Raw genomic sequence first — 25,528 nt, forward strand, 5'->3', positions numbered from 1 at the left:
ATAATAATATGAGACGTAAAATATATAAGATGATATGTGTCGCTGTCGCTTGTATGAGTTTAACCGCTTGTGATAGCTGGTTGGATGTAGATCCTTCCGATCAATATTCCACGGAAACATTCTGGAAGACAAAAGAGCATGCGAGCGCCGGTATAATGGGATGTTACAACGCATTGAAACCTTGGCGTTCATTGCATACGATGGAATTCGATATGTTGACAGCGAATGCGATGCCTTATAACGAGGCGAATGGTACGCAAGCAATTGGAAAAGGTGAACATTTGTCTACTACGGCTTTAATCGGAAGCTTATGGAAGAACTGTTACGTTGGCATTGGCCGTACGAATACTTTCATCGCTAATGTCGGAGGTGTCGATATGGACGAGTCGGAGAAGGCGAAGATGGTGGGTGAAGCCAAGTTCTTACGAGCTTTCTATTATTTAAGTCTGGTCGATAAATTCGGAGGTGTGCCACTGATTATAGATGCTCCCAATGCGGATGAGCAAGCCGAATTACCTCGCAATTCCAAGGAAGAGGTAGTGAATCAGATTGTCAAGGATTTGGAGGAGGCCGCTGCCGTGCTACCGGACACCTATGCTAGCTCAGACTTGGGACGTGCGACAAAAGGTGCTGCGTTAGCGTTAAAAGCCCGTACTTTATTATATAATTCTCGTTGGGCGGAGGCGGCCCAAGCTGCTAAGCAGGTAATGGAGTCTGGCGTTTATCAATTATTCAATGATTATCGTCATTTCTTTAGCGAAGATAATAAATATAATTGTGAGGTAATCTTTGATATAGAAGCGAAATTGCCAGAGTATCCAACGGATTATGATCAGAATATCTGGCGCTTGAATCGTCCGGCTCCCTTGAAGGAACTGGTTGATACATATCTCTGTGTTGACGGGAAGACGATAGAAGAGTCACCACTTTATGATCCGACTCGTCCGTATGAGAACAGAGATCCCCGTTTATTGAAATCGATCGTTTGCATCGGTTATCCGTATTTAGGAAAGACGATCACAAAAGAAGATGTGGCGACTACGGGTTTCGGTGTGAAGAAATACACTTCTTATGAGGATGATGTAACGATTCCTTTAGTAGAACGTTCGGCTTTCAATTTCATTTTGATTCGTTATGCGGAAGTTCTGTTGACGTATGCCGAGGCGCAGAATGAGGCGAGTGGTCCTGATCAGTCAGTTTATGATGCCATCAACCAATTGCGTAGGCGTCCGGATATCAATATGCCGGAAGTACCAAAAGGTTTGACGAAAGATCAGATGCGTGAGGTAATCCGCCGTGAACGCCGTATCGAGTTGACCTTTGAAGGACTCTACTATTCGGATATCTTGCGCTGGAAAACCGCCGAGAAAGAAAATAATGGTATGATGCATAATTATGAGGGAATAGAAGTCGTGAAACGTTCTTTTAATCCGAAACGAGATTATTTATGGCCGATCCCTTATAACCAAACAGTCTTGAACCCTAATTTGGAGCAAAATCCGAACTGGGATTAATTCTTGGGTAAATTAAAAACTGTTATCTTTGAAGTGCCAAACACAGGATGGCACTTCAAAGCCAATATTTCAATAAATAATATCATGAAGAATAAACTAATGTTACTGACGGCCGCCTCAGCTTTTTCAATGGCAGGCATAGCCGCTGATTACACGAATATCGTCCTAATCAATTTGGATGATGTGGGTTACGGAGATTTTTCTTTTAATGGAGCTTACGGATATACCACTCCGAATATCGATAAGATGGCGGCGGAAGGCATTCGTTTTACGCACTTTTTGGTAGGACAGCCGATCAGTGGAGCCTCTCGTGCCGGCTTGTTGACCGGCTGCTATCCGAATCGTATCGGTTTTTCCGGCGCTCCGGGGCCAGATTCGAACTACGGTGTCCATCCAGAGGAGATGACGATCGCAGAGGTATTGAAACAGAAAGGATATAGTACCGCTATCTTCGGTAAATGGCATTTAGGTAGCCAAAAGGAGTTCCTCCCCTTGCAAAATGGCTTCGATGAATATTATGGGTTGCCGTATTCTAACGATATGTGGCCTTTCCATCCGCAACAAGGTGAGGTCTTTAATTTCCCGGATTTGCCGACTTATGACGGAAATGAGATTATCGGTTATAATACGGACCAAACACGGTTGACTACGGATTATACCACCCGTTCTGTTAATTTCATCAAGAAGAATAAGAATAAGCCTTTCTTCTTGTATCTGGCCCATAATATGCCCCATGTACCGTTGGCCGTTTCCGATAAATTCAAGGGAAAGAGCGAGCAGGGTTTATATGGCGACGTGATGATGGAGATCGACTGGAGTGTAGGTGAGATATTCAAGGCATTGCGTGAGCTGGGCTTGGAAGATAATACGTTGGTGATCTTGACTTCCGATAATGGCCCTTGGACCAATTACGGGAATCATGCCGGTTCAGCCGGTGGGTTACGTGAGGCAAAGGCTACGACCTTTGATGGTGGTAACCGGGTTCCTTGTATCATGTACTGGAAAGGTAAGACGTTACCGGGCACGACTTGTAATAAGTTAGCTTCTAATATCGACCTTCTTCCTACGTTCGCCGAGATCACGCAGGCTCCGCTTCCTCCTCGCAAGATTGACGGAGTAAGTATCTTGCCGTTGATCGAGGGTAAAAAAGACGCCAACCCACGTGAGTCTTTCGTCTATTACTATCGAAAGAATGACTTGGAGGCTGTTACGGATGGAATGTTCAAATTGGTATTCCCCCATAAATATGTTACTTATGGGGCTTATGAGCCGGGAAACGACGGCCAGCCGGGTAAGTTGACGAATCTGGAGATCATGAAGCCGGAGATGTACGACCTGCGCCGTGATCCGGGAGAGCGTTATAACGTGATTACCCAATATCCGGAGGAAGCCGCTAAATTGATGAAGATCGCGGACCAGAAACGCCATGAGTTAGGGGATGACTTGACTCGTATGAAGGGTACGGAACGTAGGGAACCGGGTTTAGTACAAGGGAAAAAACGTCATGACTTATGAAACAATCGATCATTAGTATCGGAATGACTGCCTGTTGTCTTTCGGGAAACGGGCAGTCTCTCTTTGCCGCCAATAAACCGGCGCAAGAGGAACGTCCCAATATCTTGTTTATCCTATCGGATGATCATACTTCCCAATCGTGGGGTATTTACGGGGGCGTGTTGGGGGAATATGCCCGCAACGAGAATATCCGTCGCTTGGCTGCGGAGGGTTGCGTATTGGATAATTGTTTTTGTACGAACTCGATCTCTTCTCCGAGTCGCGCGGCGATCTTGACCGGAGCCTATAGTCACGTGAACGGTGTCTACACGTTAAGTGATTCTTTTGATCCGGAGCAGGATAATATCGCCAAGCAAATGCGGGCGGGAGGCTATCAGACCGCTTTGGTCGGTAAATGGCATCTGAAAACGCAACCGCAAGGTTTCGACTTCTATTCCGTGTTCCATGACCAAGGCGAGTACCGAGACCCTACTTTTATAAATTGTACGGACCCTTGGCCGGGTGAGCGTAATTTCGGGGAGCGGGTACGAGGTTTCTCCACGGATATCGTGACAGATAAGGCGATCCGTTGGATGAAAGAGGCCGATAAGGACCGGCCTTTCATGATGTGTTGTCATTTCAAGGCTACACACGAACCTTGGGATTTTCCAGAACGGATGAGGCATTTGTATGACGGCGTTGTTTTCCCGGAACCGGAGAACTTATTTGATTGGAGGCCGGAGACGAATGGACGTACTTTCTCCGGACAGCCTTTGGAGGAGTTGGCCCGTCGTTGGGACGTGGCGTCGCAAGACCCTGATAAATGGTGGTGCCGGTATCCGGAGTTGCCTTTTACGACGAAGGGGATGCATCGATCTGCCGCCCGTAGCGCCGCTTACCAGAAATTGGTGCGCGACTATCTGCGTTGCGGGGCTACGATCGACGATAATATCGGGAAGTTATTGAAAGCGCTGGACGATATGGGAATCGCCGATAATACGATCGTGGTGTACGTATCCGACCAAGGTTATTTCTTAGGAGAGCATGGTTTCTTCGATAAGCGTATGATGTATGAGGAGTCTCTACGTATGCCTTTCGTGATCCGTTACCCGAAAGAGATCCCGGCGGGGACCCGCAATAAGGATATGATCTTGAACGTGGATTTTGCCTCTTTGCTGGCGGATTACGCAGGCGTGAAGACCCCGAATGAATCGCAGGGCCATAGTTTTCGCGATAATCTGAAAGGAAATACCCCAAAGGATTGGCGTAAGGAGATGTATTATCGTTATTGGACCCAACATTCGAACCGTCCGGCCCATATGGGTATCCGTAATGAGCGGTATAAACTGATGTTTTTCTATGGCGACCGTCTGAATATGACTGGTTCGGAGGATAAGACCACGACACCAGCATGGGAGTTTTACGACCTTCAATCCGATCCTCGTGAGAATCACAACGCTTATAACGATCCCCAATACGCCAAGATCATCCGGCAAATGAAGGAGGAGATGCTGAAGCTGCGGAAAGATGTTAAGGATGAGGACACGAATACCCCTAAAATGAAGGAGATTATGGATACCTATTATTGGTAAAAAGAAAACGGAGGGAGACGTAGCGTGCTGCGTCGCCTATCCTTTGTAATAGAAGTCCACGCTAGCAACCGAGAGGGAGTGCGGTATGTTATAAAGCATGTATTTCTAGAAAGAAGAAGGAATTTGTTCTTTTGTGAAAAAGAAGTCTTATGTTTGTGCACGATATGAAAAACAGGGTTTATATGGCCCCGTTATCAGTAAAAAACCAGCCTTGACATGAATACAAACAGAGATAAGGCTGTCTCTTTTGGGCGGGACGGCGGAGATGTCCGCCGTCCCGTTTTTTTGTCAATGAGCCAGAGCCGTATGTTACATCCGTTCCAGCTCCGGGGGAGCCAGAGCGGAATATCGCCCGCTGGCTGTGTGAATAACGACAAGCTGCGTCTTTCCGGATACCTATTTCGTTAAATCATAAGCCTCTATCACGCATTCCAAAGCGCAAGCGTTTGCTGCCGAGTTTTCCTTGTGGAAAGGGCCGTACCAATAACAACCGAAGCTTTTGGATGTGGGGTCATAATCTTTTGTGATGATGGATTCTGCGTTTTTCAAGATGAAATCCTTGTAAGCCGGATTCTTTGTCACTTCATACAGGAAGGCTAAATGACGGATGAAGATACCCTTAAATTGGACACCGTCGTTGCTATCATCGATCTCGGGCTTCATTTCACGGAGAATACCCTCGTCAGTTACCAATTGTGTGGTGATGGTAGCGTCGGCGATCTTTTCCGCTAGTTCCAAATAAGATTTATCGTTGGTTTGGAGATACATCTCGGCTAAGACAGCGATGGCTACGCCTTGGTTATAGGTGTAGTGGGCGTTGCGGTTGGGGGTACAATCGTCTTTCGTGCCGTCCTCGATTTGGTAGATGTCCGTATTGATCATGCCGGTTCGCATATACCAATCTACGTTCTTCTTGAACCAGTCGAGGTACGCCGGATTTTGGGTCGCTTTATATAATCGGATAGCTGTCAGGGAGAACAGGTTGTTCGCTATGGAGTTCTTGTAATGCAGCGGGTTCTTTTTCCAGAAGATGCCACCTCCGCAAGCGTCGCTCCAGCCGGTTGTCATATCATCGAATATGATCTCGGCCATATCTAGGTACTTTTTCTCTCCGGTCAGTTTGGAGGCCTCGATCCATGCCAATGCCCACCAACCCTCGTCATCGTAATAATCGTTGATGAAGTTGTCGCAATAACGGGGAGTACCGGTTGAGTCTACGCCTACTTGGTAATGACGGGCTTTCTCGAATACATCCTCTATGACAGAAGGGATGGCCGGATCTTTGGTTACGGCACCGTAGCGAATGGTGGCGGTTAATACGTTCGCCGAGTTCCACCAGCCTGCTGTTTCCCAGATACCGGTCGTGTCGTTTCTCCAGCTTAGGGAGGTTTGTACGCATTCTCGCATCTTTCCTTCAAAAGGGGAAAGTTTGCTACAGGATAGCATGAAAAATACAAGCAATACGCTTGTCAGGAAATGTTTGTACATACGTATTTATTAAAATAAGATTAGATTAAGCTACAAAGATAAATGATCTTTTTGAACTTTATTTAAACTTTGTACCTTTGTCTGACGGAATCTAAGATACTTCAATATTAATCATAAAAGAAAAACACGGTAAGATGAAAAAGCAAATCTTATTTATTTGTTGTGCGGTAATCGCATACTGCCTGAGCGCCTGTAATACGGCACCTCAGCAAGTGCCTTTGAAAGAGAAGAATCTGCCAAAGCATGTAATCTTGATTGGTTTCGACGGCTTGAGCGCCCATTGCTTGAATAATGGGGCGGATATGCCTACTTTCCGTAAGATGATGGCGGAAGGTGCTTCCACGTTAGAGAATCGTTCGATCCTGCCTTCGTCGAGTGCTTGTAATTGGGCTTCCATGTTTATGGGAGCAGGACCGGAGTTGCACGGATATACGGAGTGGGGATCTCGTACGCCGGAGCTTCCTTCCCGTGTCGTGAATAGCGACAACCGTTTCCCGAATATCTTCGGCATGTACCGGGATAAGGCTCCCGAGGCTGAGATTGGCTATATCTATGAGTGGGAAGGCATGAATTATCTGGTGGATACCTTGGCCATGAGCTTCCGTAAGCATGCCCCGATGTCGGCTGAGAACCCGAACGGATGTACCCCGGTAGCCGTTCAGTATATCAAGGAGAAGAAGCCGAACCTTTGTGCGATTATATACGATCAGCCGGATGGTACCGGACATGGCAAGGGATGGAGTTCCCCGGAGTATTTCGCCATGGTGAATCATTTGGACAGTTGCTTGACGCAAGTGATGGACGCCGTTCGTGAGGCGGGTATCATGGATGATACGGTGGTTATACTGACGGCCGACCACGGCGGTATCGAGACCGGTCACGGTGGCAAGACGATGAACGAGATGCAAACCCCGATCGTTTTCTATGGAAAGAACGTAAAGAAAGGCTTCAAGATCCCGGAGAGCACGATGGTATATGATATCGCCGGTACGATGGCTTACCTATTGGACGTACCGCAGCCGCAGGTGTGGATCGCCCGTCCGATATTATCAGCTTTCGAGGATAATTAAAAACATAGATCATGAAGAAAGTTATTTATTCTTTTATTTTTCTTTTTTGCGCCGTATTAACCTTACAGGCGGAGACAATGGTGGTTGCCACCTATAATTTGCGTAACGCCAACGGCGGCGATTCCACGAACGGTAACGGTTGGGGACAACGCTATCCCTACATCGCCCAGATCGTACAATTTCACGGGTTCGATATCTTTGGTACCCAAGAGGGCAAATATCCGCAATTGCAGGACTTGAGGCAAGCCATGCCCGGATATGATTATATCGGTGTGGGACGTGACGATGGTAAGCGGGCGGGAGAGCATTCGGCTATCTTTTACCGCACGGACAAGTTCGAGGTTTTGGAGCATGGCGATTTCTGGCTATCCGAGATCACCGACCGTCCGAATAAGGGCTGGGATGCCGTCCTTCCCCGTATCTGTACGTGGGGTGAGTTCCGGGATAAGCAAACCGGTTTCACTTTCTTGTTCTTCAACCTTCACATGGACCATGTAGGCGTACAGGCACGTGCCGAGAGCGCCAAGCTGATCTTGGAGAAGATCAAGGAGTTCCCCAAGAAACTTCCCGCTATCCTTACCGGCGATTTCAACGTGGACCAAACAAGTGAGTCCTATCAGTTGTTAGATGGTTCCGGTATCATGCGTGACTCTTATGAGATCGCTGATTTCCGCTATGCCCCGAATGGTACCTTCAACGGTTTCCATCCGGACCGCAAGACCGATAGCCGTATCGACCACCTTTTTCTTACGAAAGAATTTGAGGTGAAGAAGTATGGAATCTTAACGGATACTTATCGCTCCGAGGCGAAAGAAAGCGCCCGGAAGGAGCAAAACGGTAATTTCCCGAAAGAGGTGTCATTGAGTAAATATGAGGCCCGTACCCCTTCCGACCACTTTCCCGTAATGATCGTTGTGGAAGTAAAAGACTGAGGTTTTAGAAAAATTGGTTATTATTAACCCCGTAATCTTTATCAAATTTGTTTAGATCTTGTTATATAATCAGAATATTGACTAAAACGATCTAAACAAATTTGGTATGATACGTAAATTATTGATTCGTGATTTGACTCTTCGCGATGGTCAGCAATCGGCATTCGCTACAAGAATGTCTCAAGCGCAAATAGACCGTGTACTTCCTTACTACAAAGACGCAGGCTTTTATGCCATGGAAGTATGGGGTGGGGCGGTTCCCGATTCCGTGATGCGTTATTTAGGTGAGAATCCGTGGGATCGTTTAGAGATCATCAAAGAGAAAATAGGAAATTCCTCCAAGTTATCCGCTCTTTCCCGTGGGCGTAATTTATTCGGTTATAATCCTTATCCCGACGAGATTATAGAAGGCTTTTGCCGGAACTCGATTCGTTCTGGTATCGATATCATGCGTATTTTCGATGCTTTGAACGACGTGGATAACGTGAAATCCACGATCCGTTATGTGAAGAAATTCGGGGGAAAGGCTGACTGTGCCATCTGTTATACGATAGATCCTCACCATTCCCCGGTAGAACGTATAAAAGCCGCCTTGCATGGACGGCCCTTGCATAAGCCTGTTTTTACGAATGAGTATTTCTTAAACAAGGCCCTTCAACTGGAGTCGCTGGGCGCTGATATGATCACCCTGAAGGATATGAGTGGTTTGATACCTCCGGCTCGTACGGCGGAATTGGTGCGATTGTTCAAGAAGAGCCTGAAGGTACCGGTGGATTTCCATACGCATTGTACGCCCGGTTATGGATTGGCGTCGGTCGTATCCGCCATTATCAATGGGGTGGACATCGTTGATACGAATATCTGGAACTTCGCCGGAGGACCGGCCGCTCCCGCCGTGGAGCTGGTCTATATCTTCTGCAAGAAATTAGGTATCGAGCTGGATCTTGATATGGACGCGATCGCTAAGATCAACAAGGAGTTATTGACGATCCGCAAGGAGCTTTCCGCGTTCGATACCGCGAAGAAATTCCCGAGGCCCTTTAATCCCGTAGAGGATAGTTTCCCCGCCGAGATCGACCGCTTCTTCAACGATGCCATCGAGGCCGCCCGGAAAGATAAGGAGGACGATTTGCTGCTTTATTGCCGTGCGATCGAGGAGTATTTTGATTTCCCCGAGCCGAACGAGTTGGTGAAAAAAGCGCAGATCCCGGGAGGTATGTATACGAATATGGTTGCCCAGTTGAAGCAATTGGGGCAGATCGACTTGTTGGAGAAGGCGATGTCGCTCATTCCGCAAGTACGGATGGATGCCGGCTTACCTCCGTTGGTGACGCCTACGAGCCAGATTATCGGGGCGCAAGCGGTTTCCTGTGCGCTGGATGAGCTGAAAGGTCGCCCGATGTATAGTAATCCTTCCAACCAGTTTATCGCCTTGGTAAAAGGAGAGTATGGCAAGACGCCGATTCCGGTAGATCCGGCGTTTCGGTTGAAAATCGCCGGCGTACAAAATGAGGTGCCTTACGACGGTTCCCATTACGTGATGCAAGAGAATCCTGTATTGGAGGATTTGGATGTGCTATTAGCTGAGAATGAGAAAGAAATACTGTTGCTGGAGTTGTTCCCGACGGTAGCCCGTACATTTTTAACTAAATGGAAAGAACAAAAAGCGAGATCGACTGTTTAATAGTAGAAAGTCCTCAAATTTGGCATCCGTCATCTATTACATGTACGTTGCCGTTTAAACGGTGATACGAAAAGGCTCTCCGAATGGTAAGCGAACCATGGGAGAGCCTTCTTTATTTTATAAAGTGACTTTTACGCGGACTCTACAAAGGGATCTTGTCTATACGACGTTGGTGGCGACCACCCTCAAAAGGTGTATCCAAGAATATCTCAACGATTTTCTTAGCCTCTTCCTTGCTGATAAAACGACCGGGCATTGATAACACGTTCGCGTCGTTATGCTCACGTGCCAGTTTCGCGATATCCTCTCGCCAGCATAAGGCGGCACGGACACCCCGATGTTTGTTCAAGGTCATACTAATGCCATTCCCTGTACCGCAGACAGCTATTCCCGGATAAACCTCGCCAGCTTCTACGGCCTTGCCCATCAGATGGGCGAAATCCGGATAATCGCAACTGTCAGAAGAATAAGTTCCAAAATCTTTATAAGACAATCCCCTTTTATCGAGGATTGTCTTTATATATTCTTTTAACTCAAAACCAGCGTGATCGCTACACAAACCTACTATACCCATCTTTATGCTAATAATTCTTTTACTTGGTTATAAACGTTCTTAGCCGTGAAACCTAATTTCTCGTCCAATACTTTGTAAGGGGCGGAGAAACCGAAGGACTCAAGTCCCCATACCTTGCCGTTAGGACCTACCAAACCTTCCAGATTAACCGGAAGACCAGCGGTTAAGCCGAAAATCCTGCTTCCTGCGGGAAGAATGGATTCTTGGTACTCTTTGCTTTGTGAACGGAATAGACCTTCGGAAGGAACGGAAACGATACGAACCTTTATGCCTTCAGCACGAAGTAAGGCGGCGCCCTCGACCAAAGTCGATACCTCGGAACCGGAAGCCAAAAGAATTACATCCGCGTTAGCGTCTTCATTGACGATATAGGCACCCTTTTCCGCCTGCAAAGCCTCTTGATAGCGGTTTTCCTTAGCGGGAAGATCTGTGATATTCTGACGGGAAAGAATCAACGCGGTAGGAGTGTAAACGTTCTCCATCGCTAGTTTCCATGCGACTGTTGTCTCCACAACGTCTGCCGGACGAAGTACCAACATGGAGTTGTGTCCCTTATGATTCTTCAATTTCTCTAATAAACGAATTTGAGCTTCTTGCTCTACCGGCTCGTGCGTAGGTCCGTCTTCTCCAACACGGAAAGCGTCGTGTGTCCAGATGAACTTAACGGGCTGCTCCATCAACGCGGCCATACGTAACGCAGGCTTCATGTAATCGGAGAATACGAAGAATGTACCGCAAGCGGCGATCACGCCACCATGTAAAGACATACCGATACAGATACAAGCCATAGAAAGCTCGGCTACACCCGCTTGGAAGAAAGCTCCGCTAAAGTCGCCTTTCACGAAAGCATGGGTCTTTTTCAAGAAGCCGTCTGTCTTATCGGAATTGGAAAGGTCGGCGGAAGCGACGATCATGTTTTCTACATGGGTAGCAAGCACTCCTAATACGGTAGCGGAAGCGGCACGGGTCGCTTGGTTCGCTTTCTGCTCGATTGCGGCCCAGTCGATTTGAGGAGCCTTTCCGGAGAACCATTGCTCCATCTTAGCCGCTAAGTCCGGGTGAGCTTTCGCCCATACGTCTTTCACGGCGTAACGTTCGGCGACGATTACTTCCAATTCTTTCGTGCGTTTGGCATATAATTCGGCTACCTCAGGAAGGATTGCGAACGGATGTTCCGGATCACCTCCTAGGTTCTTAATCGTATCCGCTATAGAAGCTCCTGCCGCAGATAAAGGTTGTCCGTGAGTAGATACCTTATTCTCGTAACAACTGTTATCAGCGCCGACAGCACCTTTCCCCATAACGGTGTTACCGATGATCAAAGTCGGTTTGGAGATCTCTGCCTTAGCCTCTTTTAAAGCCTTGCGGATCTCGTTTACGTCGTTACCGTTTATTTGAATGACTTTCCAGCCCCAAGCCTCGTATTTCATGGCTACGTTCTCTGCGTCAACGTCTTCTACCTTGGTAGATAGCTGTACGTTGTTAGCGTCGTAGAACATGATCAAGTTGTCCAGTCCTAAAGTTCCGGCGATACGTCCGGCACCTTGGGAGATTTCCTCTTGGATACCTCCATCGGAAATATATGCGTAAATAGTCTGGTTCATTACTTCCTCACCCAGACGTGCTTTCAAGAATTTAGCCGCGATAGCCGCACCTACCGCATAAGTATGTCCTTGTCCCAACGGGCCGGACGTATTTTCGATACCACGCATAACGTCTACCTCAGGATGTCCCGGAGTAACGCTTCCCCATTGGCGGAACTGTTGAAGTTCATCCAATGTGAATTTGCCGCTTAAAGCCAGTACGGAATAAAGCATCGGAGACATATGCCCCGGGTCAAGGAAGAAACGATCGCGTCCTTCCCATTTGGGATTCTTGGGATCGTATATTAAGAACTCTGAGAACAGTACGTTAACAAAGTCTGCACCACCCATAGCGCCACCCGGGTGCCCGGAGTTCGCTTTCTCCACCATTGACGCAGCCAGTATACGGATGTTATCAGCTGCTTTGTTCATTACTTGAATATCGTTCATTTTATCAGATGAATTATTTATTTGACTGCAAAGATAATCAAACTCTTTGTAAGAGCCGTTATATCAATCAAACAATTCCTTTTCGGTAAAGGTTCCTATCTTCTTATATTTTTGATAAATTGAGAGATATTTAAGATAGCCCGCTGAGCGCCTTATTCTTGCGGATATACATCATTCGGATTAGAGCGAGAAGTCGAAACCCTGTTCAACCCATTTGTTGTATTTTTTCTCGTTGAATTTGTAGAGGAAAGCTCCTCGTTTGGAACTTTTCTTGTCTTTGATATCCAGTTTCTCCAGAATATCCATGGCGTTTAGCTTTTTGCGAAAGTTCCGTTTGTCTAAAGGGGTTTGGTAAATGGCCCCATACAATGTCTGTAGTTGGGGCAAGGTAAATTGCTCGGGAAGCAAATTGAAACCGATAGGGCGGCTTGCCGCCTTCTTTTTAAGGACGGACAACGTATCGTTTATCATTTGGTTATGGTCGAAAATCAAGTCAGGAAGCTCGGATATCTTGGTCCAAGTAGCGTTATGGCTTTCCAAGATCTCGGGGCTGAAATCATTCATATTCACCAAGGAATAGTAAGCTACGGAGATAACCCGTTCCCCTAAGTCACGCGATACATCTCCGTAAGCCCCTATTTGTTCCATAAAAAGATGCTCGATACCCGTGCAATCCGTTAATACCCGTGATGCTGCTTCATTCACGCTTTCCCCGGATTTCACGAAGCCTCCCATAAGGGACCATTGTCCTTTCATCGGCTCGAACGAACGTTTGTATAATAAAACATTCAACTCCTTATTGTTAAACCCTAGAATGATACAATCTACGGCAACATAGAATTTTACTTCGTCTTGATAAAAAGCTGCTGACATCGTTTTATGGATTTTAAAGATTAACAGAGCTTGCGTGCTCCGTCGCTGATTACTACATTATATAATTTAGGTTCACGGCCAAACTTCTCTTTATAAGCAGAGAAGGCTTTCTTCACGAAATCGTCGTACAACTCATCCTTAACCAAGTTTATCGTACAACCACCGAATCCTCCACCCATGACACGAGAACCGGTTACACCACATTCCTTGGCGATATCGTTCAAGAAATCCAGTTCCTCGCAGCTAACTTCATAAAGCTTGCTCATACCCTGATGCGTGCCGTACATCTTTTCGCCGACAGTCTCATAGTCGCCTTTCTCCAGAGCGGCACATACGTCGAGTACGCGTTGGATTTCCTCGATAACATATTCGGCACGCATGTAATCCTCTGCGCTGACATCCGCTTTTACCTCGTTCAGCATCTCCATCGTAGCGTCACGTAAGAACTCTACTTCCGGATGGTTGCGGCGAATGGCGGCTACCACGTTCTCACAGGATTTACGGCGTTTGTTGTAGGCTGAGGACGCCAACTCGTGCTTAACGACCGAATCCAATAACACGAGTTTGTAACCAACCGGATTAAACGGATAATATTTATATTCCAAAGAACGGCAATCCAAGCGGATCAAACTTCCGGCCTTGCCGAATACGGAAGCGAATTGGTCCATGATACCGCAATTCACGCCACAATAATTATGTTCTGTAGCCTGACCGATCTTAGCCAACTCGAATTTATCGATGTTCAATGAGAATAAGTCATTCAATGCGAAAGCATAAGTACTTTCCAATGCGGCGGAAGAAGACATTCCAGCGCCCAGAGGTACGTCTCCAGCGAATACGGTATCGAAACCTTGGATATTGCCACCTCGTTTAATAATCTCCCGGCATACGCCAAAGATATATCTTGCCCAGCTTGCGGAAGGAGCGTCCTCCTCGGTCAAGCCGAATTCAGCGTAATCATTTAAGTCGATGGAGAACGCCCGGACTTTGCCCGTCCCATTTGGTTTGATCTCGGCGATCATTCCTTTATCTACGGCACCCGGAAAAACGAAACCTCCATTATAATCAGTATGTTCACCGATCAAGTTAATACGTCCCGGAGATGTGTATAAGCTACCTTCGGTATTAAATAACTCTTTAAATTTAGTTCTGATTTTTTGTTGCATGATACTTAATTTGATTAAGGTAAATAATTGAATAAACAAGAAGAAATTATCCATTCAGAAAACTCTGCCGGATAATTTCTTCTTTATTATATTATGTCCTGTCCTTATTATTCAACAGGAATATCTTTGTTTACGTTCTTGCTACCAATCAAAGCGTAATATAGCAAATATGCCAATCCTAGGAATACCACCCAGAAGCTGGTAATGAAACCGCCAGCGTCGGCTACGGCTCCTTGGATCAACGGAAGAATACCTCCACCGCAAACCATTACCATGAAGATACCGGAAGCAGCTGCCGTATATTTACCTAAACCTTCTACTGCCAAGTTGAAGATACCACCCCACATGATGGAAGTACATAAACCACAAAGAGCCATGAACATGATTCCGACAGGAACCTCAACCATACCGAAAGAGATATCTGACAAGAATACAGGCATACTAACTTTAGTCGTAGCAGGGGCAAAGATAGCGATCAAGATAAAGATCATACCTACCGTGGCGGCTGATGACAACATCGCCTTACTAGAGATCTTAGCTCCGAAAGAGGCACCGAACAGACGTCCGATCATCATCAAGAACCAATATGTACCCACGATAGAACCGGCTACTGTAGGATCGATACCGATCTCAGAAGAAGTAGCGAACAAGTTCATGAAGTTAGGAATACCTACTTCGACACCCACATACAAGAAGATTGCGATGGCACCTAAAATGAAGTGACGGAAAGAAAGCGCGCTGTGCTTGTCCGGAGTCTTGGCTTCATTTTCCTTAACCATATGCGGTTCTGGAATTTGCATGCAGAACAATACGATAAATACGATGGCAAAGATACCCATAGCCAAGAACAATGCCGGGTTAGCGTCACTGATCTGAGCCTTAGCAGCGTCACCGATCAAATAACCAACCAATACCGGAACGATCGTAGCACCGATAGAGTTCACGGAACCGGCAACCTGAATTAATTGGTTACCTTTGTTTCCACCACCACCTAGCGTGTTCAACATCGGGTTTACTACGGTATTCAACATACACATAGAGAAACCGGACACGAAAGCACCTGTCAAATAAACAGCGTAGCTACCAGCCACACCGGAAAGATAAGAAATGCCTACACCACAGAAACCTACGATGATCGCTAACAAAGCGGTTTTCTTGTAACCGATCTTCTGCAATAGCATACCGGCCGGAATACCCATGAAGGCATAGGCGATAAAGTTAGCTGCGTTACCCAGCTGCGACATGAAGTTGCTGGCAGCGAACTGGTTCTTAACGATGATACCGAATGGGTTCTGTAGGCCCGTCACGAAAGATATCATGAAGAAGAGAGCCACCATCATGATAATAGGCAATGTGTAATTCTTTTTTGCTGTTGATTCCATTTCTTTTTTGTTGTTTTAGATTATTAGATTACTTAAATTATTCTCTTATTCTACACTGAATTTATAAATAGTAGTACTTTGGAAAACCTCGCCCGGGCGGAGTTCCGTTGTCGGATATTCCGGTTTGTTGGGGCTATCGGGGAAATGTTGGGTTTCCAGACATAAAGCGGCCCGTTCCGGGTAGCGTTGTCCGTTCTTACCTTCGAAATTCCCAGTCATCCAGTTACCTGTGTACAATTGCACGCCCGGTTGAGTCGTATAAGTTTCCATTACGATACCGGTCTTGGGGGAGGAGCAGCGAGCGCAGTAAGAAAGTTCGTTGTCTTCTTTATTTAATATGTATGTGTGGTCATATCCCTTACCGAATATAAGCTGTTCGAAATTGTCATTGATTCGTTCGCCTACCTCATGAGGAGTCCGGAAGTCCATCGGTGTACCTTCTACTTTCTCTTTAGGTCCGTACGGGATTGCCGTATTGTCTGTAGGCAGGTAATAGTCGGCGTTGATCGTGAGGATATGGTCTCCTATATAAGGATCTCCCGCACCGGATAGGTTAAAATAAGAATGATTGGTTAGGTTCAAGACCGTAGGTTTGTCCGTAGAGGCTTGATAGGAGATAACGACCTCATTCTCATTTGTCAGATGATAAGTTACGGTTGTCTTTAGTTCTCCGGGGAAACCTTCTTCGCCATCGGCGGAGGTATATTTCAATTCAATGGTTTGCTCGTCTATTTGCTTGGCGTCCCATACGACCGCATTGAATCCCTTGATTCCGCCATGCAAACTATTGGGGCCATTATTTATGGCTAATTTGTCATAAGTAACACCGTCGATCGTGAATTTTCCAGCGGCGATACGATTTCCATAACGACCGCAAATGGCACCGAAATAAGGTTCTTTTGATGTTAAGTACTCTTCAATCGAATTATGGCCAGTAACGACATCGGTCATTTTTCCGTTCTTATCCGGAACCATCAGCGAGACGATTTTCGCTCCATAATTCGTGATCGCTAGCTCTGCTCCAACCTTGTTACACAGGGTATAAAGCGCCGTTTCTTTCCCGTCAATTTGCTTGCTGAAGTTAGCAACAGACAAGCCCGACAGTGTATTTATGTTCTTCATGCGTATCAATATTATTGAAATTGCGTGTAAAAGTAACTTTCTTCTTTGTATTTATAACCTTTCTGAATAATGTTTTATAGCATGATTTTAGATTTGTCTGCCAAAAATATATAATTATTGCTTGTTTATACGTTAAGTCCTTGATTCTTCTCTTAGGCTAAAAAAACAAAACAACTCTTGTCTTACCCCTGTTATTAGTAAAACAGAGATAGAAAGAAATTGTCCATGCGGTCATCCTATAAATATATCATACTCATACTCTTTGTGCTTATGCCCGGCTTGCTTTATTCCCAATCTCAAGATTGGGTACGTAAGTCCATTTATCCGCAAGCGGATAGTGGTAAAAGCAAGATCTATAATTGGATGTGGGGGAGGCATTATCGTCACCTTTATACGATCCCGATCAGGGTTCCTTCGGCTACGATAGAAACGTTGGGGGGTGGGATGGACATCGTCGGGCAAGCGGAAGGGTTTCACGGATTATTGTTGGAGAATAAGCGTAAGCAATTGTATTTGCTAAAGCCCTTGGGTGGCTCTACGAGTTTCTTGGAGTCGAAGTTTTTCCGGGAAATATATAATAAGGCTGATTTTAAGAATACCTATTTGGATGAGTTCTTAGGAGATGCTTATACGATTATCAATCCCTATACCTTTTTGGTCGCAGATTATTTAGCGAAGTCCGCGGGATTGAGTTTTTCTCCCTCCAGTATTTACTATATTCCTTCCCACATGCGGAAAGACACGGTTGCGGACGGCAGCGACATACAAGATAGGCTGGTCAATCTAATCAATGTTCCGGATATTAATTTAAGGTCTAATTTGTATACCACGGAAGACTTTCTAGACAGCCTTCAAGTGAGTAAAAACTATATGGCGGATCAAAATCTATACATTCGGGAACGTATTTTCGATATGTGGATCGGAGATTGGAATAAGACGAACGAAAACTGGGAGTGGCAATCACATACCGTCAATGATAGCGTAATTTATACCCCGATCGTGATCGATAGGAATCATGCTTTCACGAAGGTGGACGGAGTATTGTTCAAGCAAATGTTGAAGATGTTATCGTTGGATTTTATCTGTAATTATGATAGCTTGATTTTAAAAGATACAAAGAAAATCAATAAGCTAGCTTTTGCGCTGGATATGGCGGTAGCAGGCCGCAGTGATGAGTCGGTTTGGATACGCCAAGCCCAAGAAATTCGGAAACAGATGACCGACTCTTTGATCGATAGCGCTTTTACTTATTTGCCGGAAGGTGTAAAACATGATGAGATAGAACTGATTAAACGAAAGTTGAAACGAAGGAGGCTAGAACTGGAAGCGGTTGCCAGCCAATATTATCGCTTATTGCAACGTACGCCAGTGGTTGCCGGAACCAATCAATCCGATTATTTCTTGATCGAGCGGCAAGCGCCGGACCGAACTATTTTACGGATTTATGATCCCGAGACCGGAGACTGTAGGTTGGAACAACAATTCTCCGGCAGGGAAACCAAGGAACTGTGGTTATACGGGCTTGCGGGAAACGATACGTTTGAAGTGAAGGGAAATACACGGAAAGATTTTCCGATATACTTGATCTCCGGAGAGGGGGAGAACCAATACCAATTGAATCATAACCGGAAAATACATGTCTATGATAAGGATTATAAATATGATTACCAGAAGATAAAATACCATAAGATATCTTTTACCCCGTGGGGAATATATGACTCGGATAAAGGTATAAGTTTGGGTACGTTCTTTACATATACGATGTATGGCTTTAAACGAGCCCCATTTACCTATCAGCATCGGATCGGGTATAATTATTTGAAAGGGTTTATGTATGCAGGTGTCTTCCCTAATTATGACGGCCGGAGACGTTTATACCTGAATGCCTCCATCTCTTCACCCCGTAACTTCGAGAACTTCTTCGGATTTGGAAATAATACGGCGGGCTATAAAGAGGAAAAAAAGAATTATAACCGGGTGAAGCTCCGGACGTATATGCTTAATCCATCCTTCGAGATGGATTTGAGGAAGGAAGAGGTGGTGACATTCTTTGGCTCTTTGGATATGTATAAGGCTAAACGTACGGATGATCGATATATTTATACGGTTTATGGAGAAGATCATCCTATTTTCCGTACGAATTATTTCGTGGGTCTTGGGGCTACTTACCGGATAACGAAACAGCCTTATTCGTGGCTTCCCCTATTGGAAACCGAATGGACGGCCGGATGGAAAATGAATTTGAAAAAGCCGGAGCGTAATTTCCCCTATGCGCAGGGAAGCCTTTCATGGAACGTACGGTTCTCGGATCGTTTTACTTGGGCCTCCTTGATGAAGGGGACGGTATTATTCGATAATGACTATGAGTTCTATCAAGCCGCCACGATTGATTTAAGGGGATTTCGTGATAACCGTTTTATCGGAAAGCAATCCTTTTACCAATACTCGGATTTACGCTTGGACATGGGAAAACTAAAGAATCCGTTCACTCCCTTAAAATATGGTCTATTCGCGGGCTTTGATTATGGTAGGGTCTGGTTTCCCGGTGAGCGTTCCCATAGTTGGCATACTTCCTATGGTGGCGGGATTTGGCTTACTTTCTTGAATAAGTTCACCACTAAATATTCTTGGTTCGGCTCGACGGATAGTTTCCGGTTCGCCTTTGAGTTGGGGCTTGGGTTTTGATATAGTCTCAAACTTACACGATACTGATGAGGGAAATTCTCATCATAATAAGGAGGGTTATTGTCTATTTCTATATTTGTTCTTGTCTTCTGTCGTATGATCCGGTAAAAACGTGTACGTGTTTTCCGAAAAACATGTACGACTTTTGTGGAAAACATGTACGTGTTTTTTCAGAAATATAATCATGTTTTTAAGGATGATGATAATCAATGATTTACATATTCGTGTTATTTGCATGCTTATTGTTTGGATTTATTGAGTGAAAATCCATACATTTGCCTTTGATCAATTTTGTTCTTGTTATGAAATGGTTAAGGGCAATGTTTTTGTGCATGGTCGTTTTTGCCGCATTGACTGTGGTCGCCAACGATTCTTTCTCCCAAAAGGAGGTACGGGTGTGTGCTTCTACATCTTTATTTTCAATAGCGAATAAAGAGCCGGCTGCTTTCATCTCTTTTCAAGAAATCATAACTCCTTTGACGTCTTTCCCCGCTTTTGGGGAGAAGCTTTTGTTTCTTATTGCCTCATTGACTTTTTTCCTCGCTTTGTTTACCCTGTCGGTAGCTTTGTTGTTTTACGAACGGAGGGTAAGTTATGTTCGATTAAAATCCGTCTTTTGGCAAGAACGATACTCTTGCTATGTGCTTTGTCGTATGCTGGATTAGACATGATTATGCCCTGTCTTTAAGGGTATAGGGGAGAATTGTGTCAATTTATTATATACGAAAAACAAGCGTATCATGAACTCTATATATCGAAATTTTATTATCACGTTGAAGGTAAATAAAATGGCGGTAACACTAAATATATGCGGCCTCGTTATCGCCTTTACTTTATTTGATAGCGTAGCTATCCGTACGGAATCCGAACGAACTTTTGATAAAATACACTCGAAAGCCGAGGCTATTTATCGATTGGATTGTGTGACAAGTAAAAGTCAATGGCCTACGCAAATCCTGCCTTTTGCCCAAGCGTTCGCCTCGTCTTCTCCACATATATTGGAAAGTACGATCATAAATCCTTACGTAGGGGAAGTTTATTTTACGATCAGGAGGGACGAGATTCTCAAAGGTTATAAGGAACCGGTGATAACCTGTACTCCGGGGATCGTTTCTATATTTGACTTCCAATTGGTGGAAGGTTCACTGGATTGCTTAGATGATCCGGAGAAATGCCTTTTGCCGGAGAGTATGGCACGGAAGATATTTGGCGAGTCATCGGCTATTGGTAAGGAGTTGCTTGCGGAAGAAGAGATTTGGAGCAAGGAACGGAAATCACTAGTCGTAGGAGGAGTTTATAAAGATTTCCCGGAAAACACACAATTGAATAATGCCATTTATACTTCTTTATCGTCGACTTATTGTATGGATGATTGGGATAACTGGATTTTCCTTTGTTATGTCCTTTTAGATGATCCGTCACAAAAAGATCTCATTTGCTCCCAGTTTAACCAAGCATTCCCCTTCAAGCAATACGAGAGGCTCCAAGAGGTACAGACCCGTTTGGTGAATTTATGCGATATTTATTATATGAATGATATGAATAGCGTTACTTACATAAAATCAGGGAATAAAAGACAAACAGATTTGTTGTTTAGCGCCTCGTTTCTAGTGGTATTGATAGCAGTGATTAATTTTATAAACTTTACAATGGCATTGGTTCCGGCAAGAATAAAAAGTATTAACATCCGCAAAATTCTAGGGGACTCGGTACGGTGGTTGCGTGGATTTCTTTGGTTGGAGTCTTTTCTTTTTGCGTTATTGTCTTATGCTATATCCTTGTTGCTGTTATTGGTTTATGAAGGTTGCATTGGAGGAGGCTTTCATATGAAGGGAATAGTTTTTTTGGGTGGATTATTTATGGCTTTGTGTGCGGGACTATTGGCCGGTGCATATCCGGCTATTTATGCGACTTCTATTCCTCAGCGAATCGTGCTGAACGGTTCTTTCGGTTTGTCTCCAAAGGGAAAAAGAATGCGGGAATGTCTGGTTGGTTTTCAGTATACGGTTTCAATTATATTGATCGTCCTGTCACTGTTTATTTATAAGCAGATAGAGACAATGCGGAGTCATTCCTTTGGTTTCGGGAATGATAATGTAGTTGTCGTAGAATTGAATAAGGAGATAACCGAGAAATATAAAGAGAATTTTACCAACCGTTTGCGTGATTATGCGGGAATTGAGGATGTGGCTTTCGCCGCTAGTAAGATAGGAGCGACTAATGAGAATCTTGGCGGGGCCGCAGAGTTTAATGGAGAGACTATTTATTTTTATTATTTGAATGTATCACCTAATTTTTTATCCCTTATGGATATTACCGCGAACGAGGGACGTGTCTCAAGGATGGAAGATGGGAGGAATAAAGAGTTACTTTTGGTTTTTGACCAAAAAGCGAAAAGGCAATTAAACCTTCATGTGGGTGACCGTATGAAAACCTTTTGGGGGAATGATGCCCGGGTATTAGGATTTACGGATGAGGTGGTGATCGCTTCCACACATAAAGCATCGGAGTCGCTAGCTACTTATCCTGTCGCTTTTGTGACGAATGAAGAATTATATATGCCTTACGCTTATATAAAGTTGATGCCGGGGGCTGATAAAGGGAATGTTTTACTTTATATTAGGAATATGCTCAACGAACTTTCCCCTTCATGTTTACCTGATTTTGAGTTTTGCGATACATTCTCCCGGCATCTGTATGAAAAAGAAATCCAGTTTGGCGACCGGGTTATTTTATCCAGTGTTTTATCTATCTGGATGGCATTGGCAGGTATTTTAAGTCTGGTATTGTTTGATGTCCACTATCAGCGGCGAGAAATTGGTATAAGGCGGGTGTATGGATCTTTCGTGAGTGAGATACTATATCGTTTGAATAAAGTCTATTTAAAGGTCTTGCTCATTAGTTTTGTTATCTCGATTCCAGTTTCCTATTATTTTATGGAGAGATGGGCCAGTAATTTTATGGAGAAAGCCCCTGTCGGTTATTTGATTTATTTTGTCGCATTGCTAGGGATCAGTATCCTGACGGTAGGAGTGGTCACGTTCCAAAGTTGGAGGGCGGCGAATGAGAATCCGGTGGATATGTTATAGGCAACTTACATCGGCAACGAAGTTAACTTCATCGGCAAAGTATCTTAGGTTACTTTGCCGACGAACTTAAGATACTTTGCTGATGAAGCTAAGATACTTAGAACTTATTTCTTCAAGGCCTCCAAAACTTGAGGCATCATAGTACAGATATAATGTTCTTCTTTCGCTGTAAAGAAATTGCCATCGACTACGGAATCCTCATCTGTTGCTTGTCCTTTGCTAATGGCAGGCTTAGCCAACGGATGTACCGCTAGCTTCTTTCCTTCCGTGATTCCGGTGAAGTCGAAGAGCATAGCGGCAGCGCAATGTCCAATCATAATTTTACCCTTTTCCCCGAAATTCTTAATCACATCCATTAGATCGATATTGTATTGTTTGCTAGCGTTCTGCTGGAAAACAGGAACCGCATCGCCACAAGCGAATACCATTGCGTCGTATTCATCTTCATGCCCTTTTAAATTAGCGATCACATCGTCTACTGTCAAAGCTATGCCAGAGTTCGTTTTGATCTCTTTTGAATCGGCTACCGCATATACTTTATAAGTAATGCCATTCTCGAAAAATGATTCCAAATATTGGAACAAACCAAATCCATTTACTGGATTTACCGCTAAAACTGCTACTTTCTTTGCCATAATCGTAAATTATTAAGTGATACAATAGTTATTTTTCGTAAGTTTATTACTTTTGTGGCGTAAAAGTAAGCCCCTTTTTTAGAGAAAACAAGAAGGCACTTATAAATAAGGAACTTACATGGATGTAACCATTGTTGAGATTCAAGTAAATAGAAAAGGTTAAAAAATGAAAAACTTTCATCCGACAGGGAATTGCCCCGTAAGAGACGTATTGAGCCGGCTAGGAGATAAATGGTCTATGCTAGTGCTTATCACTTTAAGTGCTAACGGTACCATGCGTTTTAGTGATATCCATAAAACCATTGCGGATGTATCGCAACGTATGCTGACCGTAACCTTGCGCACGTTGGAATCGGATGGTCTGATCGAACGAAAGGTCTATGCGGAAGTTCCTCCCCGAGTAGAATACTGCTTAACGGAAAGAGGATTAAGTCTTATTCCCCATATCCAAGGCTTGGTGGATTGGGCGTTGCAGCAGATGAGTGGTATTATGGAAAGCCGGGTTTTACATACGTCATGACTTGCTCTGGCATTAATCTATCAGTGAGCTTTTTCTGCAAAAATATCTGCCAGCGACCGTTGGGTTAATTTACTCTCAATCCAAGCAAGGACATCAAATGTCTTTAAAAGTTGGCGTTCATATTTATCTTGTTCGATTTTTTGAATGTCTTTTTGGTATTGTAGCCAGCGTTTATTTCTAGCTTTCTCGTATGATGGAAGCGGATAGCCCTGTATAAACTTGAATATTAACTTTTCTGTGATATAAGTCTGTTTCTCGAAGCGGATGTTTCTTTTGATGGAAATAATTTCGTTCTCAAAGAAATCATAATTGCCTAATTCTGCTTGGAGTAAAAGATTTACCAATCTTGCTATCTTGTAAGAAGGAAATGCGCAAAATAACTTTCCCAAACTAAATATCTTTTTCATGTATTTGCGAGCTTGTACATAATCTTTCGTATACATGCCTAATACAGCGAAGCTTAGATATAACCGTAATTGAGACTCAAGTCCTAATGATGTTACTTTTTTTAGTAATTCATTTTCTTGCTTATCCCTTAGCTCTAAGGCCTGTTCAAAGTTTCCGGCTTGTAACAAGCTATTGGATTTGTAGATATATATCAAGGTTTTCAGATGTAAGATGAATTCAGTGGAGTACTCATTTTGTGTTAATTCTTCTAGTTTAGAAAGGAAAAAGGGAGTTTCATGATATAATCCGGCAATACATAAACTGTCTAAAATACCTTGTATGGCACTTAAATAGTAGATAGGAGGATTTAATATTAAATGTTGGTTGTCGTTAAATAAGTTGATAAGCTCTTGGTAATATCGGATAGCCGATTTATAATTGCCGGAGTTAAGATAATAAGTGGCTTGGAATAGCAAATGTAACTTTTGCGCTTCGAATCCTTGGTAGGAATTGTTTGCGATTAAATGGAGTTCGCTCAATACGAGATCGTTTAAATCCTCTTTTTGTTTGTCGGAACGGATATAGCCTTTGTTAATTAAACGGTGTTTAAGAATATCGTATAGCTGTGTATGTTGATTAAGGGTTCTTGCGTATTTTAATACTTCATTGATTTTCATTTGCTTGTTTACCAGCTGCTTTTCTGAGATTGTTTTAAAATCGAGAGCGCTTAAGTATTTCAGTTCCGTTCTCCGAATCAATAAAAGCAAGGAATCATTTTCATAAGTGATCGCTAATTTTTTTGCTTTATCTAATTCAATGAAAGCTTCATCAAATATTTCTCGTTCGAATAATACGCCAGCCTTTGATATATAATTGAAAATTCTTGTTTGGACATCCTGTTTTTCTCTTAGTCTAACTAAACATTCTAGAAGTACCCGATATAAATGTTTGACTGCGGTCTCGAAACTCTTCCCGTCTTGAATCTGACAAAAGCGTGTATACAGCTGTTCGGGAGACGTATTAGCGTCTATTAGATTAAAAAGGGTGAGGTATACCTTATCACCGTTTTGAAGGTTTGCGCAAAGATGGAAATATCTTTTCTCAGCTTTTGTCAAGGTGTTGACAAGCATTAATAATATGTATGTGTTATTCATGGACTTTTGATGTTATCAAGTGTTTGATATATAGTGAATATGAGAAATTGTATGATGCAAATATATCGATTTGGGTTTATCTACGATGAAGATTAATTGATGATTTTTATATTTTGGATCTTTTTATATTTGCG

20 protein-coding genes are annotated in these 25,528 nt (G+C 44.0%); 10 read left to right on the forward strand and 10 right to left on the reverse strand.

The annotated features are described in order from the left end of the window. Positions 1 to 8 precede the first annotated feature (8 nt). From CI960_RS06260 to CI960_RS06275, 4 genes are all read left to right on the forward strand, one after another. Positions 9 to 1,514 (forward strand): RagB/SusD family nutrient uptake outer membrane protein, encoded by a 1,506-nt coding sequence (locus CI960_RS06260; RefSeq protein WP_005858115.1) that lies wholly within the window; start codon positions 9 to 11, stop codon positions 1,512 to 1,514. An 84-nt stretch (positions 1,515 to 1,598) separates the two neighbouring features. Further along, a complete protein-coding gene (locus CI960_RS06265) occupies positions 1,599 to 3,029 on the forward strand; it encodes a sulfatase (protein WP_005858113.1) in 1,431 nt (476 codons plus the stop codon). Beyond that, entirely contained in the window at positions 3,026 to 4,600 is a 1,575-nt protein-coding gene (locus CI960_RS06270; protein WP_094582290.1) for a sulfatase, read from the forward strand. Before CI960_RS06265 ends, CI960_RS06270 begins: the two co-directional genes overlap by 4 nt. Before the next feature lie 216 nt (positions 4,601 to 4,816). Beyond that, entirely contained in the window at positions 4,817 to 5,008 is a 192-nt protein-coding gene (locus CI960_RS06275) for a hypothetical protein (protein WP_005858110.1), read from the forward strand. Here the strand turns inward: CI960_RS06275 and CI960_RS06280 are convergent. Beyond that, positions 4,997 to 6,088, reverse strand: a complete 1,092-nt coding sequence (locus CI960_RS06280) for a glycoside hydrolase family 76 protein (RefSeq protein ID WP_005858109.1) — start codon at positions 6,086 to 6,088, stop codon at positions 4,997 to 4,999. The two genes, CI960_RS06275 and CI960_RS06280, sit on opposite strands and share 12 nt — an antisense overlap. A gap of 134 nt (positions 6,089 to 6,222) precedes the next feature. Between CI960_RS06280 and CI960_RS06285 the strand changes: the two genes are divergently transcribed. The 3 genes from CI960_RS06285 to CI960_RS06295 all read left to right on the forward strand — a co-directional run bounded on the left by CI960_RS06285 (position 6,223) and on the right by CI960_RS06295 (position 9,774). Continuing rightward, positions 6,223 to 7,158 carry an alkaline phosphatase gene (locus CI960_RS06285; RefSeq protein ID WP_005858107.1) on the forward strand — a complete coding sequence of 312 codons (936 nt, stop codon included), beginning with the start codon at positions 6,223 to 6,225 and terminating at the stop codon, positions 7,156 to 7,158. Between the two features lie 11 nt (positions 7,159 to 7,169). Next, positions 7,170 to 8,090, forward strand: a complete 921-nt coding sequence (locus CI960_RS06290) for an endonuclease/exonuclease/phosphatase family protein (protein WP_005858105.1) — start codon at positions 7,170 to 7,172, stop codon at positions 8,088 to 8,090. Positions 8,091 to 8,196: 106 nt separating this feature from the next. Further along, on the forward strand, positions 8,197 to 9,774 hold the full coding sequence (locus tag CI960_RS06295) for a carboxylase (protein WP_036629611.1): 1,578 nt from the start codon (positions 8,197 to 8,199) through the stop codon (positions 9,772 to 9,774). Positions 9,775 to 9,916: 142 nt separating this feature from the next. Here the strand turns inward: CI960_RS06295 and rpiB are convergent, their stop codons facing one another. The 6 genes from rpiB to CI960_RS06325 form a co-directional block, all read right to left on the reverse strand. After that, positions 9,917 to 10,348, reverse strand: coding sequence for a ribose 5-phosphate isomerase B (rpiB, locus tag CI960_RS06300; RefSeq protein ID WP_005858101.1), 432 nt, complete (start codon positions 10,346 to 10,348; stop codon positions 9,917 to 9,919). A gap of 2 nt (positions 10,349 to 10,350) precedes the next feature. Next, the gene (locus CI960_RS06305; protein ID WP_005858099.1) at positions 10,351 to 12,381 is read right to left on the reverse strand and encodes a transketolase; all 2,031 of its coding nucleotides are present in this window, start codon (positions 12,379 to 12,381) and stop codon (positions 10,351 to 10,353) included. 180 nt (positions 12,382 to 12,561) lie between these two features. Continuing rightward, positions 12,562 to 13,254 (reverse strand): NUDIX domain-containing protein, encoded by a 693-nt coding sequence (locus tag CI960_RS06310; protein ID WP_094582292.1) that lies wholly within the window; start codon positions 13,252 to 13,254, stop codon positions 12,562 to 12,564. Between the two features lie 20 nt (positions 13,255 to 13,274). Beyond that, the gene (gene galK / locus CI960_RS06315) at positions 13,275 to 14,420 is read right to left on the reverse strand and encodes a galactokinase (RefSeq protein ID WP_005858095.1); all 1,146 of its coding nucleotides are present in this window, start codon (positions 14,418 to 14,420) and stop codon (positions 13,275 to 13,277) included. 107 nt (positions 14,421 to 14,527) lie between these two features. After that, positions 14,528 to 15,802 carry an MFS transporter gene (locus tag CI960_RS06320; RefSeq protein ID WP_005858093.1) on the reverse strand — a complete coding sequence of 425 codons (1,275 nt, stop codon included), beginning with the start codon at positions 15,800 to 15,802 and terminating at the stop codon, positions 14,528 to 14,530. A 45-nt stretch (positions 15,803 to 15,847) separates the two neighbouring features. Next, positions 15,848 to 16,924 (reverse strand): aldose epimerase family protein, encoded by a 1,077-nt coding sequence (locus tag CI960_RS06325; protein WP_005858091.1) that lies wholly within the window; start codon positions 16,922 to 16,924, stop codon positions 15,848 to 15,850. A gap of 225 nt (positions 16,925 to 17,149) precedes the next feature. Here CI960_RS06325 and CI960_RS06330 point away from each other — a divergent pair, with 225 nt between their 5' ends. Beyond that, positions 17,150 to 19,609, forward strand: coding sequence for a hypothetical protein (locus CI960_RS06330; RefSeq protein WP_005858089.1), 2,460 nt, complete (start codon positions 17,150 to 17,152; stop codon positions 19,607 to 19,609). A 214-nt stretch (positions 19,610 to 19,823) separates the two neighbouring features. Here the strand turns inward: CI960_RS06330 and CI960_RS23135 are convergent, their stop codons facing one another. Beyond that, the gene (locus CI960_RS23135) at positions 19,824 to 20,060 is read right to left on the reverse strand and encodes a hypothetical protein (RefSeq protein ID WP_022191889.1); all 237 of its coding nucleotides are present in this window, start codon (positions 20,058 to 20,060) and stop codon (positions 19,824 to 19,826) included. 289 nt (positions 20,061 to 20,349) lie between these two features. Between CI960_RS23135 and CI960_RS06345 the strand changes: the two genes are divergently transcribed. Beyond that, positions 20,350 to 22,698: an ABC transporter permease gene (locus CI960_RS06345; RefSeq protein ID WP_094582294.1), complete on the forward strand. Its 2,349-nt coding sequence runs from the start codon at positions 20,350 to 20,352 to the stop codon at positions 22,696 to 22,698. Positions 22,699 to 22,802: 104 nt separating this feature from the next. On the opposite strand, the gene CI960_RS06350 is transcribed toward CI960_RS06345, so the two are convergent. Next, positions 22,803 to 23,333: a DJ-1/PfpI family protein gene (locus tag CI960_RS06350; RefSeq protein ID WP_005858081.1), complete on the reverse strand. Its 531-nt coding sequence runs from the start codon at positions 23,331 to 23,333 to the stop codon at positions 22,803 to 22,805. A 166-nt stretch (positions 23,334 to 23,499) separates the two neighbouring features. Between CI960_RS06350 and CI960_RS06355 the strand changes: the two genes are divergently transcribed. Beyond that, entirely contained in the window at positions 23,500 to 23,853 is a 354-nt protein-coding gene (locus tag CI960_RS06355; RefSeq protein ID WP_005858079.1) for a helix-turn-helix domain-containing protein, read from the forward strand. Positions 23,854 to 23,873: 20 nt separating this feature from the next. Here the strand turns inward: CI960_RS06355 and CI960_RS06360 are convergent, their stop codons facing one another. Continuing rightward, the gene (locus CI960_RS06360) at positions 23,874 to 25,394 is read right to left on the reverse strand and encodes a hypothetical protein (RefSeq protein ID WP_005858077.1); all 1,521 of its coding nucleotides are present in this window, start codon (positions 25,392 to 25,394) and stop codon (positions 23,874 to 23,876) included. Between the last annotated feature and the right edge of the window lie 134 nt (positions 25,395 to 25,528).

Source organism: Parabacteroides sp. CT06 (assembly GCF_002257605.1).
Taxonomy (GTDB): Bacteria; Bacteroidota; Bacteroidia; order Bacteroidales; family Tannerellaceae; genus Parabacteroides; species Parabacteroides distasonis.

Bases quoted from the DNA above. Each gene is read 5' to 3' on its own strand.
- CI960_RS06265 (WP_005858113.1), top strand. From the start codon at position 1,599: ATGAAGAATAAACTAATGTTACTGACGGCCGCCTCAGCTTTTTCAATG.
- CI960_RS06270 (WP_094582290.1), top strand. From the start codon at position 3,026: ATGAAACAATCGATCATTAGTATCGGAATGACTGCCTGTTGTCTTTCG.
- CI960_RS06285 (WP_005858107.1), top strand. From the start codon at position 6,223: ATGAAAAAGCAAATCTTATTTATTTGTTGTGCGGTAATCGCATACTGC.
- CI960_RS06360 (WP_005858077.1), bottom strand. From the start codon at position 25,394: ATGAATAACACATACATATTATTAATGCTTGTCAACACCTTGACAAAA.
- CI960_RS06325 (WP_005858091.1), bottom strand. From the start codon at position 16,924: ATGAAGAACATAAATACACTGTCGGGCTTGTCTGTTGCTAACTTCAGC.
- rpiB (WP_005858101.1), bottom strand. From the start codon at position 10,348: ATGGGTATAGTAGGTTTGTGTAGCGATCACGCTGGTTTTGAGTTAAAA.
- CI960_RS06305 (WP_005858099.1), bottom strand. From the start codon at position 12,381: ATGAACGATATTCAAGTAATGAACAAAGCAGCTGATAACATCCGTATA.
- CI960_RS06320 (WP_005858093.1), bottom strand. From the start codon at position 15,802: ATGGAATCAACAGCAAAAAAGAATTACACATTGCCTATTATCATGATG.
- CI960_RS06350 (WP_005858081.1), bottom strand. From the start codon at position 23,333: ATGGCAAAGAAAGTAGCAGTTTTAGCGGTAAATCCAGTAAATGGATTT.
- CI960_RS06280 (WP_005858109.1), bottom strand. From the start codon at position 6,088: ATGTACAAACATTTCCTGACAAGCGTATTGCTTGTATTTTTCATGCTA.
- CI960_RS06330 (WP_005858089.1), top strand. From the start codon at position 17,150: ATGCGGTCATCCTATAAATATATCATACTCATACTCTTTGTGCTTATG.
- CI960_RS06310 (WP_094582292.1), bottom strand. From the start codon at position 13,254: ATGTCAGCAGCTTTTTATCAAGACGAAGTAAAATTCTATGTTGCCGTA.
- CI960_RS23135 (WP_022191889.1), bottom strand. From the start codon at position 20,060: ATGAAAGCAGCCGGCTCTTTATTCGCTATTGAAAATAAAGATGTAGAA.
- CI960_RS06290 (WP_005858105.1), top strand. From the start codon at position 7,170: ATGAAGAAAGTTATTTATTCTTTTATTTTTCTTTTTTGCGCCGTATTA.
- CI960_RS06260 (WP_005858115.1), top strand. From the start codon at position 9: ATGAGACGTAAAATATATAAGATGATATGTGTCGCTGTCGCTTGTATG.
- CI960_RS06345 (WP_094582294.1), top strand. From the start codon at position 20,350: ATGAACTCTATATATCGAAATTTTATTATCACGTTGAAGGTAAATAAA.
- CI960_RS06275 (WP_005858110.1), top strand. From the start codon at position 4,817: ATGAATACAAACAGAGATAAGGCTGTCTCTTTTGGGCGGGACGGCGGA.
- galK (WP_005858095.1), bottom strand. From the start codon at position 14,420: ATGCAACAAAAAATCAGAACTAAATTTAAAGAGTTATTTAATACCGAA.
- CI960_RS06355 (WP_005858079.1), top strand. From the start codon at position 23,500: ATGAAAAACTTTCATCCGACAGGGAATTGCCCCGTAAGAGACGTATTG.
- CI960_RS06295 (WP_036629611.1), top strand. From the start codon at position 8,197: ATGATACGTAAATTATTGATTCGTGATTTGACTCTTCGCGATGGTCAG.